Source organism: Vibrio navarrensis (genome assembly GCF_015767675.1).
Classification (GTDB): Bacteria; Pseudomonadota; Gammaproteobacteria; order Enterobacterales; family Vibrionaceae; genus Vibrio.
In genome coordinates, this window is record NZ_CP065217.1 from 3160919 (window position 1) to 3173538 (window position 12620).

Consider the following 12620-nt stretch of genomic DNA (forward strand, 5'->3'; position numbering starts at 1 on the left):
GGAACAACCGATATCCGGATTTACTCCACTGCTTTCAGATGAATAAAGGGAAATCACATGCTTAACAAACAAATCATGGTCAGCCAAGAGAGTGCGCTGCCCGGTCGCGCAACACCGCTTCGCGTTGAAACACAGCATTTCATCAACCACAGCGATATCACCGCAGCTGTGGTCGGTACTCAGCAAGAGATCTTGCTGGGTATGGGCTGCTTCTGGGGCGCTGAACGCCTGTTTTGGCAATTGGATGGTGTGGTGTCGACTTCGGTCGGTTACAGCGGTGGCTTTACGCCAAACCCAACCTATGAAGAGGTGTGTAGTGGGCAAACGGGCCACACCGAGGTGGTGCGCGTAGTGTTCGAGTCGCAGCAGATTTCGTTGTCACAGTTGTTGGAGAAATTTTGGGAACGGCATGATCCCACTCAGGGAATGCGACAAGGCAATGATCTTGGCACCCAATACCGCTCGGTGATTTACACCTACGGCGATGAGCAACTGGCCATCGCCACTGCATCAAAAGAAGCGTATCAACGCGCGCTCAGCGACAGCCAGCGCAGCACAATCACCACCGAAATCGCTCCGGCAGGAGAGTACTACTTCGCTGAAACGTATCATCAGCAATATTTAGCGAAAAACCCGGACGGTTACTGCGGTCTCGGCGGTACTGGGGTCTGCTTCCCACCACAAGCCTGATTTTATACGCTGCCGTAGCCACGCTGCGGTAGCGTTTTTGCCTTAACTTACGCCACCAAAGAGAGCGCAGCGATTTCCGCGTTCACTTCGCGAAACACCGCCAATTTTTGCGGATTACTCAGATCGGGCAACTGCACCTTGCCTTGGTCAAAATGAAACTCGCCGATCCCTTGAATGAAAAAGTCCCCTTTAAATTGGGTCTTAACGAATCGAGCCACTTGGCGTGGTCGATAAACAGCAAACTCGCGCAACATACATCATCCTCAAATTCCGTTTGAGAAACGGGGGAATCCCCTTTATCTGCCTCTTTCGGGCATCTGCCTTCGCCGTGTTTTTCATCACTTTAGCGTTGGCTAATGGACGCCATCATACAGCAAGCCCATAGTGAGATAAACCAATGCCCAGCAAAGTGTTAAAAAAATGTTATCTGAGGCCAGTAATTTTTCCCTGTGGCGTATTATACTGTGGCCGCTCACGATAAAATGGACATACTGTCTTGATAAGGAAAAACACTCATGAAACCAAAGACTCTCCTCACTCTTGCGCTGTTTAGCGCCTCATTCGGCGCGGCAGCGCACAACCTTTCACTCGGCAGCCCAGTGCCTGCGGTCAATGTTGATGCGTATGGCGAAATCGTTCTGCAAGGCAAAGGCACCGCGTTTCAGCCTTGGGCATCTCAGCAGATGCTTGGCAAAGTCCGCGTGATCCAAGCCATCGCTGGCCGCAGCAGCTCAAAAGAGATGAACGCCCCTCTAATGCAAGCGATCACCGCAGCTCAGTTTCCAGCAGAGCAGTACCAAACCACCACCATCATCAATCAAGACGATGCGATTTGGGGAACAGGCTCGTTTGTCAAATCCTCAGCCCAAGACAGCAAAGTGGAGTTCCCTTGGTCTTCTATGGTGCTGGATGAAAATGGTGTGGTCGCCAAAAATTGGGCGCTAAAAGAAGAAAGCTCCGCCATCATAGTGCAAGACAAGCAAGGCAAAGTGTTGTTTGTCAAAGAAGGTGCGCTTTCTGACAGCGAGGTTGCTCAAGTGATCGCATTAGTCAAAGCGAATATCTAACGCACGATTGGCTCAGCGAGAGCGGCGTCGCAGCCTGTACACAAAACCCATACTCACACGGTATGGGTTTTTGTCATTGAATGAGCAAATTTTAATAAAATCGTTTTATAAAAAGTCTATTTATAGAAAAATGAGTGAACTTTTTTGCGCTACAGCTGTTATATTGTAACACCTTGTCACTGGTCGCCGTAAACATGCCGGGTTGGATACGTCTTCGTCATTTCAGATTCCACTACACTGCCTACTTGGCGGTGGTGTTGACGCTATTTCTCAGCTTCGCCAGTCTTGCGCATCAATTGGACTTCAACCCCGAACACCACCTGCAACACCATTGCGAGCAGTTTGCCAACGCCAGCCACGGCCTTGGCGCAAGCCTGCCTCACCACACAGCAGCAACCGCTCCGACACTTTGCCCTGTTTTCATCTGGCAAAGCGAGACCCGCGCTGAAAGCTTTTCGGCTTACCTCGCGCGTTCACCGCCTTATTTGACCTATTGTTAAGCCAAATATCGACACAATTAAGACAAATAAGGAATTTATCCATGTTACGCAAAACTTCATTGGCCGTTTTGGTTGGCCTTTCTTTCTCCTCTCTCGCAACGGCTGAAGAAGGATTTCGCCAACACGATGCCCATGTTCATGGCCAAGTGGAATTTAACGTTGCTCAAGATGGTCACGATCTGTTGATTGAGATCACCGCGCCCGGCGCCGATGTGGTCGGCTTTGAGCACGCACCTGAAAACGCAGAACAAGAGCAACGCTTGCAAAAGAGCATCGCCTTACTGCAACAAGCTGAGCAGATCGTTACCCTCAATGCCAAGGCCAAATGCCAGATTGAGAAGGTCGACGTTGCCCATACGTTAGCGGGTGACGAGCATCATCATGATCACCACGATGCCGATGAACATGAACATGAACATGAACATGAACACCATGAGAGTGACAAACACGATCATGACAAACATGAGCATGAAAAACATCATGATGACCACGACCACGACAGTCATGGCGCGTTTACCGTTCAATATCAATACCATTGTGACAATCTGGCCGAACTGAGTACGCTAGATACCCAGTGGTTCAGCCATTTTACCGCGACCCAATCCATCACCGCGAATGTGCTTACCGATAAAAAGCAGAGTGCCACGCAACTATCGGCTGAAAATGCACGAATCTCTTTGAAATAAGAACCGAGCAGGTAAGTGTTTACTTACCTGCTTTTTCTGAAAAGCACAGAGCATGGTGAAAATCTATGGTAAATACTCCGTCTGAAGTGGTTTGGCTCAATCAGGCCACGTTTACATGGAAAGATGCGCAGCAGCCGATCTTACACATTCCGGAGCTGCGTATTTTGCGTGGTGAACACGTTTTTATAAAAGGACCCAGCGGTTGTGGCAAATCGACGTTGCTCAGTTTAATGACCGGCATTAACGCGCTGCAATCTGGGCAACTGCGTATTCTCGGTACCGATCTCGGCAGCTTGTCGCCCAGTGCGCGAGACAAGTTTCGCGCCGACCACATCGGCTATATTTTCCAGCAGTTCAACCTGTTGCCCTACCTCAATGTGGTGGAAAACGTACTGCTGCCTTGTCAGTTTTCCAAGCTGCGCGCGGGACAAATTGGCGGTCAGGCACACGAGCAGGCAATACAGCTGTTAACGCGTCTACATCTGCCGCCCGCGCTGCACAACAAACCCGTCAGCGAACTGAGTATCGGCCAGCAACAGCGCGTAGCGGCGGCGCGCGCGCTGATCGGCGCGCCAGAGTTAGTCATTGCAGATGAGCCCACTTCCGCGCTCGATTACGACAACCGCAGCGCCTTTATCGAACTGCTGATGGAGCAAGCCAACTCGGTCAACGCCACCCTGATTTTCGTCAGCCACGATCCGAGTTTGGAAGCGCTGTTTAACCGCACTATCGACTTACGTGAATTGAACCAAGCAGGAGTTATCGCATGAGTGCCATCTTCAATCTCGCTTGGAAAAGTTTACGTAACCGTAAAGCCACCGCCGCACTGACGGTCATGACGGTCGCCATTTCAGTGCTGCTGCTGATGGGCGTGGAGCGAATTCGCACCCAAGCCAAAGAGAGCTTTGCCAATACCATTTCCGGCACCGATCTGATAGTCGGAGGCCGCTCTGGCCAAGTGAACTTGCTGCTTTACTCAGTATTTCGTATTGGCAATGCCACCAACAATATCGACTGGAAGAGCTACCAAGAGTTTGCCAATCATCGCTCGGTTGAATGGGCGATTCCCATCTCACTCGGAGATTCGCACCAAGGTTTTCGAGTACTGGGCACCAACCACAGCTACTTTGAACACTACAAGTACGGAAGTAAGCAACCACTTACCTTCTCGCAAGGTAAAGCGTTCAACGGCTTATTTGAAACCGTGCTTGGCTACGATGTGGCGAAAAAACTCGGCTACCGGCTAGGCAGTGAGATAGTCATCGCGCACGGGATCAGCGATGTCGGCTTCAGTCGCCATGACAACTTGCCCTTCAAAGTGGTCGGCATTTTGGCACCGACAGGCACGCCAGTAGACAAAACCGTGCACGTCTCTCTTGAGGCGATTGAAGCGATTCACGTCGGCTGGGAATCTGGCGCGCGCATGGGCCCAACTCCCGATGCAACGCAACTGACACACAGAGACTTCCAGCCCAAGCAGATCACCGCGATGCTGATTGGCCTCAAATCGCGTATTCAAACATTCGCCCTACAAAGGCAGATCAACACCTACCCGCAAGAGCCGCTTAGCGCCATAATGCCGGGTGTCGCTTTGCATGAACTGTGGGGGATGATGTCGGTTGCCGAGCAAGCGCTGCTGGCGGTGTCGGTGTTTGTGGTCGTCGCGGGTCTTTTGGGCATGCTCAGTAGCCTACTCACCAGCTTACAAGAACGGCGGCGTGAAATGGCGATCCTCAGAGCGATGGGCGCGCGCCCACGGCATGTGTTTACCCTGCTTATAAGTGAAGCGAGCCTGCTCACTTTTGTCGGGATTGTAACCGGAGTAGCCGGGGTGTACGCGCTGATCGCAGTGGCTCACCCGCTGATTCAGCAACAATACGGAATCAATATTGCAATGACGGCCATCTCGGCACATGAGTGGCTGCTCCTTGCTTGTGTCCAGGGGGCAGGAATCCTCATCGGCTTTATTCCTGCTTTCCGGGCTTACAAACAATCTCTCAGTGATGGAATGACCATAAGGATTTAATCGTTCATGAAAAGCAAAGTTATCTTGCTATTAAGCTTAATTTTCACGCCTTGGTTTCCCGCCTTGGCAGCCAGCCAGGATGTGATGACGCTGGATTGGCTCGATCTGGTGCCCGAGCAAGAAAGAAAACTCTTCGATAGCGTCGGCATGCCCGCCGCCGATCATTCCGGTAACGCGGTAAACCAAACCAAATTGGGTGGCGTTCGCCCAGAGCTCAATGGCAGCAAAGTGAAGATCCCCGGTTTTGTGATTCCGCTCGAGGGCGATGCCAATAAAGTGACCGAGTTTTTGTTGGTCCCCTACTTTGGCGCGTGTATCCATGTACCGCCACCGCCGCCAAACCAGATCATTTACGTTAAGTTCCCCAAAGGTGCGCCAGTCCAAGAGCTGTGGGATGTGATTTACGTGGTGGGAACACTGAAAACGGAGACCGTGAGTCACGAGTTGGCAGAAACGGCCTACGTCATCCAAGGGGATGCGATTGAAGCTTACGATGACATGTAACTAATTTTAAACATCGACGTAACCTGTCAATCTCACTGGCTCAGGCAATATATTTGGCTAAATAGATCAAAGTTGCCAAATAAGCAACCAATAGCAGCGCGATTGACAGGTGCTTTTTGCGTTTATTCTCTCCGAAATACTTCATAAGCCCCTCACAAAAGACAATAACAATTTTAACAACTTATTATCATTTGTGACAGCGCATTTTTATCGAGATCACGATTTTCGCCGCTCTAACCGCAAATTGATCGCCAAGAGTGTGATTGCCCATTATTGCACTGGTTTGGCGATAAAGGGTACATTGAGCCTAGCATTCACCCTGCAATGGAAAGGAAGGTACGATGGCGGATAGCCAAACGCCGGTCGTGATTGACCAAGAAGCCGATCCCAAGGCGCACAGCAGCCAAGAGAAGAAAAGTGGTTACATTCGTGACAGCGCCAGCCGCATCACGACGATCGCGCAAACCTATGGCTTAGACGCGCTGTTGCAAAAAGATCCGCCGCAGAAAACCACCATCGAACGAGCTTTGCTACGTGAAGAGAAGCGCCAAGAGCAGCGCCAACGTAACCTCGAACAGATCTTGAAACTGGCCCATCTCTCTTGCAAAGATGAAACCGCAGGCGATCCGGATCAAGATTGGCTGTACCGTTTTTTCGATATGGCGCAAGAGATCCACAACTCAGCGATGCAGAAACTGTGGGCGCAAGTGCTGAAACGCGAGGTGACCAACCCCGGTTCTACCTCAATGAAAGCGCTAAAAGTACTGCATGACATGACGCCGAAAGAAGCACACATCCTGCAACGTGCCTCGTCACTGGCTTGCAGTTTTGGCGCAGATAACAGCCGTAAACTATTGATTGGCTATCGCTTTCAAGGCGGCATTTTCAGTTTTGGCAAACGCGACACCACCACTAACATCAACATGGGCAGCTTCCAGTTGTCGTTTTCTAGCTTGTTGGTGCTGATTGAGTTGGGCCTGCTGCATGGCACTGAGTTGGAATCGGGCGAAATCGAAATCGAAACGCCACTGATTTTAAGTTATCAAGGGCGGAACTTGCAGTTGAATGTGCTGAGTAAAGGCGTGCGCCTGCTCTATTACCGTTTTACGCCAACCGGCAATGAGCTGTGTAAACTGCTCGGCAATAAACCCAACAGCCAGTATTACGATCAGATGCTGGCGATGCTTAATCAAAAATTTACCGTACAGAGTGATGTGCAAAGCGGCATTCACCATACGGTATGATGCCGCTCACTGGTGGTTAGGATGAGCGAATGATCCCGCGAGCCACCAGCGTTTCAATGCATTGATCCACCAGCGCCTCAATGGGCTTTTCTCCAGCAGGCAGATCGATCTCTGCATTGAGTGGCGCTTCATAATCAGAATCAATGCCAGTAAAGTTGGCAATCTCCCCAGCGCGAGCTTTCTTATATAAGCCTTTCGGATCACGCTGCTCACACACTTGTAATGCGGTGTTGACGAACACTTCAATAAACTCGCCGTCGGGTAACAGATCCCGCACTAACTGGCGCTCGGCGCGATGCGGTGAGATGAATGCCGTAAGGACAATCAGACCGGCATCGGCCATCAACTTGGCTAACTCACCAATGCGGCGAATGTTTTCGCGGCGATCCTGCTGAGAAAAGCCAAGATCGCTACACAAGCCGTGTCGCACATTATCACCATCCAGTAAGTAGGTGTGATAGCCCTGCTCTGCCAAGCGTGTTTCCAGCGCCCCCGCAATGGTCGATTTGCCCGCACCCGACAAGCCAGTAAACCAAAGCACGGCTGGCTTTTGCTGTTTGAGCCCGGCACGATACGATTTATCAATCATATGCTGATGCCAGACAATATTTTCATCGTTGTTCGCGCTCACGCTGCTCATAACAAATCCTTTTAAAATGGGAAAAAGATCGGAATAAAAGTAAGGACCAAGGTGGAGTACACCAATGACACTGGCACGCCAATTTTCAGATAATCCGACAAGCGATAGTTGCCCACACTGTAAACCAATAAGTTGGTTTGATACCCGTAAGGGGAGATAAAACTGGCGCTCGCGCCAAACAGCACCGCCATAATAAACGGCATTGGATCCACGCCATACCCTAGCGCCATACTGTAGCCGATCGGAAACGCCAGTGCTGCCGCCGCGTTATTGGTCACCAACTCAGTGAGGATCAGCGTCATCATGTAGGTGGCTACGAGTGCGCCAAACACGCCCCAACCATTAAATGCTTCGATAAACATACCGCCCATGCGCGCCGAAAAACCCGATGAGATCATCAATTGCGCGATCGACAAGGCAGAGCCGACTATCACCACAATATCCAGTGGGAAGCGGCGTCTGAGCTCACTGAGCTGTACAATACCGCACAGCAGCAATGCCAATAAATAGATGGCGAGCCCTTTAATGATAGGCACAAGATTAAGCAGTGCCGCCGCAATCACCACGACAAAACCCAGTAACACGAACGTCGATTTGTGACTGTCGAGGCGAGCGCTGGAATCGAGATCGTTGACCAACACAAACTCTTTGCGATGCGCTTGGCGCTCAGCTTCAAAGCGCTTGCCCGGTACCAAAACCAAAGTGTCGCCCGCGGCCAAGCTAATGTTGCCCAGACCGCCTTCCAGCCGTTCATGCCCACGACGAATCGCCACCACCACCGCATCAAAACGATCACGAAAATGGCTCGATTTCAAAGTCTTATTACAAAAGCTGGCCGAAGAGCTCACCACCACTTCAACGAAGTTCTGTCCGTTAAGATGCTGCTGACCAAACAGTGTCAGCCCGGGGATCTCTTGCAATGTCGAAACGCTGTCCACGTCACCACAAAACAGCAGTCGATCTTTGGCTTGCAAGACAAAATCCGGACCAACCGAAGAAACTGTTTCGCCATTGCGGATCACTTCGGCTAGAAACAGCTTACGCAAGGCGCGTAGATTGTTCTCGGTTACGCTACGTCCAACTAACGGTGAACCGGGTTCAACGCGCGCTTCTAAAAAGTACGGCAGATCATCTTGCCCCTGCTCGTCGTAGTCTGGCAGCAGATAACTCAGCGGGATCAAGATCAGCACCCCACCCAGCATTACTGCCAAACCAATCAAGGTCGGCGCAAAGAAAGACATGCTCGGCAAACCCGCGTCTTCAACGAAACTGTTGATGATCAGGTTGGTCGAGGTACCAATCAAGGTGAGCGTGCCACCAAAAATGGCGGCATAAGAGAGTGGGATCAACAACTTCGACGGCGCGTGCTGCTGGTTACGTTTGACTGCGCCAATCAACGACACCACCACTGCGGTGTTATTGGTAAACGAGGAGAGCAGCGCGGTCGACAAGCCCAATTTAGCAATCACAGTCGCTAAACGCCCTTCGGAAATATTGCGGCTCACCCAACTGATTAAACGCGTTTTTTCCAGTGCCGTGGATGCCAAGATCAACAGCACTAAAGTCAGCAGTGAGGAGTTAGTAAAATTCGCCGCCATGGTGGTTAAGTCGCTCATTCCCGCCATAAAAGCCACAAATGCGGCAGCAGCGAAAATATAGCTCGGCTTAATTTTCGTGACGAGCAAACATGTGATGATGCCTAGCAACATCGCCAAAACCATTCCTTGCTCCCACATACCTCATCCTCACTGGGGAGCACGCTCCCATCACTCGCTACTACTTTTTAATCAACGCACTGAGATCTTTAGCATCCCAATGTGGGAAGTGCTTACGGATCAAAGCGTTCAGTTCAACTTCAAATGCGCTGAAATCACCACTTGCCTGAGCGACCGCGGCAAGGCTCTCGCTCACCATGCCCGCCCCCACGGTGACATTGGTCAAACGGTCGATGATGATAAAGCCACCGGTATCAGCACACTCTTGGTAGTGATCCAACGCCACCGCTTCGTTGAGCGTCCACTCACACAGACCAATACCGTTGAGCGGCAGCTCTGCGGCTCCGTGCGACGAAAGATGGTTGATATCGTACTGATGGCGAATGCTTTCCACACGGCCGATGGTCTTTTTACCCGCAATCTTGATGTCGTAATCGCGCCCAGGTTGTAACGGCTGCTCCGTCATCCACACCACATCGGCAAGAAGATGGTTGGTCGATTGCACTTGTGCCTCTTCCAGCACCAGCAGATCGCCACGGCTGATATCAATTTCGTCAGCCAGCGTCAGCGTCACCGCTAGGCCCGCTTGCGCCTGCTGCAAATCACCATCGAAGGTCACAATGCGCGCCACGCTAGAGGTTTTCCCCGATGGCAACGCTTTAATGCGATCACCCACGTTCACCGTACCAGATGAAATAGTGCCAGCAAAACCACGGAAGTTGAGGTTTGGACGGCTGACATACTGCACCGGGAAGCGGAATTCGCCCGCCTCTTTAGCTTTTTCTACGTCGACACTTTCCAGAATTTCCAGCAGTGACGGGCCCTGATACCAACTCATGTGTTGGCTTGGATCCACCACGTTATCCCCTTCCAATGCCGAAATAGGAATGATCTGAATGTTGGTTTCACCACGCAGATTTTGCGAAAAGGCCAAATACTGCGCTTTGATCTCTTCAAAACGTTGCTCAGAGAAATCGACCAGATCCATTTTATTGACTGCAACAACAAAATGTTTCAAACCAAGCAGGTTGGAGATAAACGAGTGGCGACGAGTTTGATCCAACACGCCCTTACGCGCATCGATTAGGATCACCGCCAGATCACAGGTTGACGCACCCGTTGCCATGTTGCGCGTATACTGCTCATGTCCCGGCGTATCAGCGATGATGAATTTACGCTTTTGCGTCGAGAAGTAACGATAGGCCACATCAATGGTGATTCCTTGCTCACGCTCGGCTTGCAGACCATCCACCAGCAGCGCCAGATCCGGACGCGAGCCTGTGGTGCCAACACGTTGGCTGTCTGAGTGGACCGCCGCCAGTTGATCTTCGTAGATCTGCTTCGAATCATGCAGCAAACGACCAATCAAGGTGCTCTTGCCGTCGTCTACCGAACCGCAGGTCAGGAATCTCAGTAATGATTTGTTTTGATGCTGCTCTAGGTAACCTTCAATACCCAACTCAGCCAATTGCGCTTCAACTGCACTGTTCATAATATATCCTCGATCCCTTTAGAAATAACCTTGGCGCTTTTTCAGTTCCATCGATCCAGACTGATCGTGATCGATCGCCCGACCTTGACGCTCACTCGAAGTGGCCACCAGCATCTCTTCGATAATTCCGGTCAACGTATTGGCCTCTGATTCAATCGCCCCTGTCAATGGGTAGCAACCTAAGGTGCGAAAACGCACGCTCTTGTGTTCAATCTGCTCACCGTCACGCAATTTCATGCGGTCGTCGTCCACCATGATGAGCATGCCGTCGCGCTCAACCACAGGACGCACATCGGCCAAGTAAAGCGGCACGATTTCAATGTTTTCTAGATAGATGTATTGCCAAATATCGAGTTCGGTCCAGTTTGAAAGTGGGAAGACACGAATGCTCTCGCCTTTGTTGATCTGGCCGTTATAGGTTTTCCACAGCTCCGGGCGCTGATTCTTCGGATCCCAAGTGTGGTTCTTATCGCGAAACGAGTAGACACGCTCTTTGGCACGCGATTTTTCTTCATCACGGCGCGCACCACCAAAGGCCGCATCAAAACCGTATTTGTTGAGCGCTTGCTTCAACCCTTGGGTTTTCATGATGTCGGTATGCTTAGAAGAGCCATGCACAAATGGGCTACAGGCCATCGCCAAACCTTCTGGGTTCTTATGTACCAAAAGCTCAAAGCCATATTTCTCCGCGGTGCGATCACGAAACTCGATCATCTCGCGAAATTTCCAATCGGTATCAACGTGCAGTAGTGGAAAGGGAATTTTTCCTGGATAAAACGCTTTGCGCGCCAAATGCAGCATCACCGACGAGTCTTTGCCTATCGAGTACATCATCACTGGGTTATCAAACTCGGCAGCCACTTCACGGATGATGTGAATGCTCTCAGCTTCGAGCTGCTTTAAATGAGTCAAGCGTTGTTGATTCATATCTCTTTCCTTTTAAGGCTCGACGGCCTGAATGGGTCCATTACGCTGGCTTCGGGTTAAACAGACTGAGCCAATGTGCTCAGATTTGCCTGTTCGTCACGAAGAAACCAATCTAACTTGTCGGATAGCTGAACAACTTCCCCTACGACAATCAGTGCAGGGGCTTCAGCCTGCGTGGCTAAAGTGGCTAAATCAGCCAGTTGCCCTTTAAATACTTTTTGCGTCTGCTGTGTGCCGCGTTCAATGATGGCGATCGGCGTACTTGAGGCGCGGCCATGCGCGATGAGCTGCTCTTGGATATAACTCGACTTCATCAGCCCCATGTAGATCACCAGAGTCTGCTGACCTCGCGCGAGTGTCGACCAATCCATCTGATCGCTTTCTGCCTTAAGGTGACCGGTAATAAACAGCGCCGACTGGGCGTAGTCACGATGAGTCAGAGGAATGCCCGCATACGCGGTTGCGCCCGCTGCCGCCGTGATGCCCGGCACCACTTGAAAGCGAATCCCGGCATCGGCCAACACTTCCAACTCTTCACCACCACGGCCAAAAATAAACGGATCACCGCCTTTAATCCGCACCACCTTGTAGCCTTGCTGGGCAAAATCAACCAACAGCTGGTTGGTTTTTTCCTGTGGCACACTGTGATGCCCGGCGCGTTTACCCACGCAGACCAAGATAGCATCACTCGGCACCAAAGCCATGATTTCATCGGAGACCAAGTAGTCGTACAGCACCACATCGGCTTGTTGTAAATAGGTTAAGGCTTTGAGCGTGAGCAGTTCAGGATCGCCCGGCCCAGCCCCCACCAGAGCCACTTCCCCGGCCTTGAGTTGACTGCGCGCAAAGCGGCTCGGCACTGTGCGATTGTCGGCAACGAGTGTTGGCTTTTTAAAGGGAAAGACCGTTCCTGATTCCTTGCTGGTCATACGCCGTGCTTCCATTGAACTTTTGATAAGCGCATTATGGCGAGCTCTTTATATTACCTGAAATTCTAAAATTTCATTTTTTATTCAAAAAACTGCTAAGAAGTTTTCTATCTAACTCATGCACTTTTCTCTTTTACTCACACAACAAGCCTCACCACGGCAAAAGATGGCAAGCGCTGCACAGAATGGAATAAAGTAAT

14 protein-coding genes are annotated in these 12620 nt (G+C 51.0%); 8 read left to right on the plus strand and 6 right to left on the minus strand.

Annotated features, from left to right (window positions below):
* Positions 1-57: 57 nt before the first annotated feature.
* Positions 58-690, plus strand: a complete 633-nt coding sequence (msrA, locus tag I3X05_RS14875; protein WP_337970841.1) for a peptide-methionine (S)-S-oxide reductase MsrA — start codon at positions 58-60, stop codon at positions 688-690.
* A 47-nt stretch (positions 691-737) separates the two neighbouring features.
* Here the strand turns inward: msrA and I3X05_RS14880 are convergent, their stop codons facing one another.
* Positions 738-944: a DUF1107 family protein gene (locus tag I3X05_RS14880; RefSeq protein WP_039440343.1), complete on the minus strand. Its 207-nt coding sequence runs from the start codon at positions 942-944 to the stop codon at positions 738-740.
* Positions 945-1205: 261 nt separating this feature from the next.
* Here I3X05_RS14880 and I3X05_RS14885 point away from each other — a divergent pair, with 261 nt between their 5' ends.
* The 7 genes from I3X05_RS14885 (at position 1206) to I3X05_RS14915 (ending at position 6717) form a co-directional block, all read left to right on the plus strand.
* Positions 1206-1757, plus strand: coding sequence for a YtfJ family protein (locus I3X05_RS14885; protein WP_045571729.1), 552 nt, complete (start codon positions 1206-1208; stop codon positions 1755-1757).
* 134 nt (positions 1758-1891) lie between these two features.
* Positions 1892-2257: a DUF2607 family protein gene (locus tag I3X05_RS14890; protein WP_052702579.1), complete on the plus strand. Its 366-nt coding sequence runs from the start codon at positions 1892-1894 to the stop codon at positions 2255-2257.
* 41 nt (positions 2258-2298) lie between these two features.
* Positions 2299-2943, plus strand: coding sequence for a zinc uptake protein ZrgA (zrgA, locus tag I3X05_RS14895; RefSeq protein WP_045571730.1), 645 nt, complete (start codon positions 2299-2301; stop codon positions 2941-2943).
* Between the two features lie 65 nt (positions 2944-3008).
* A complete protein-coding gene (locus I3X05_RS14900; RefSeq protein ID WP_045571731.1) occupies positions 3009-3713 on the plus strand; it encodes an ABC transporter ATP-binding protein in 705 nt (234 codons plus the stop codon).
* The gene (locus tag I3X05_RS14905) at positions 3710-4969 is read left to right on the plus strand and encodes an ABC transporter permease (RefSeq protein ID WP_045571732.1); all 1260 of its coding nucleotides are present in this window, start codon (positions 3710-3712) and stop codon (positions 4967-4969) included. The genes I3X05_RS14900 and I3X05_RS14905 overlap by 4 nt, the downstream gene beginning before the upstream one ends.
* Before the next feature lie 6 nt (positions 4970-4975).
* The gene (locus I3X05_RS14910) at positions 4976-5473 is read left to right on the plus strand and encodes a DUF3299 domain-containing protein (RefSeq protein ID WP_045571733.1); all 498 of its coding nucleotides are present in this window, start codon (positions 4976-4978) and stop codon (positions 5471-5473) included.
* Positions 5474-5814: 341 nt separating this feature from the next.
* The gene (locus tag I3X05_RS14915; RefSeq protein ID WP_045571734.1) at positions 5815-6717 is read left to right on the plus strand and encodes a TIGR03899 family protein; all 903 of its coding nucleotides are present in this window, start codon (positions 5815-5817) and stop codon (positions 6715-6717) included.
* 16 nt (positions 6718-6733) lie between these two features.
* On the opposite strand, the gene cysC is transcribed toward I3X05_RS14915, so the two are convergent.
* From cysC to cobA, 5 genes are read right to left on the minus strand one after another with little or no spacing between them, the layout of a single operon-like run.
* Positions 6734-7357, minus strand: coding sequence for an adenylyl-sulfate kinase (gene cysC / locus I3X05_RS14920; RefSeq protein ID WP_045571735.1), 624 nt, complete (start codon positions 7355-7357; stop codon positions 6734-6736).
* 11 nt (positions 7358-7368) lie between these two features.
* Positions 7369-9093, minus strand: coding sequence for an SLC13 family permease (locus I3X05_RS14925; protein WP_045571736.1), 1725 nt, complete (start codon positions 9091-9093; stop codon positions 7369-7371).
* A 40-nt stretch (positions 9094-9133) separates the two neighbouring features.
* The gene (gene cysN, locus I3X05_RS14930) at positions 9134-10564 is read right to left on the minus strand and encodes a sulfate adenylyltransferase subunit CysN (RefSeq protein ID WP_045571737.1); all 1431 of its coding nucleotides are present in this window, start codon (positions 10562-10564) and stop codon (positions 9134-9136) included.
* 18 nt (positions 10565-10582) lie between these two features.
* Positions 10583-11491 (minus strand): sulfate adenylyltransferase subunit CysD, encoded by a 909-nt coding sequence (gene cysD, locus I3X05_RS14935; protein ID WP_045571738.1) that lies wholly within the window; start codon positions 11489-11491, stop codon positions 10583-10585.
* A gap of 56 nt (positions 11492-11547) precedes the next feature.
* On the minus strand, positions 11548-12420 hold the full coding sequence (gene cobA / locus I3X05_RS14940) for a uroporphyrinogen-III C-methyltransferase (RefSeq protein WP_045571739.1): 873 nt from the start codon (positions 12418-12420) through the stop codon (positions 11548-11550).
* Positions 12421-12620 lie beyond the last annotated feature (200 nt).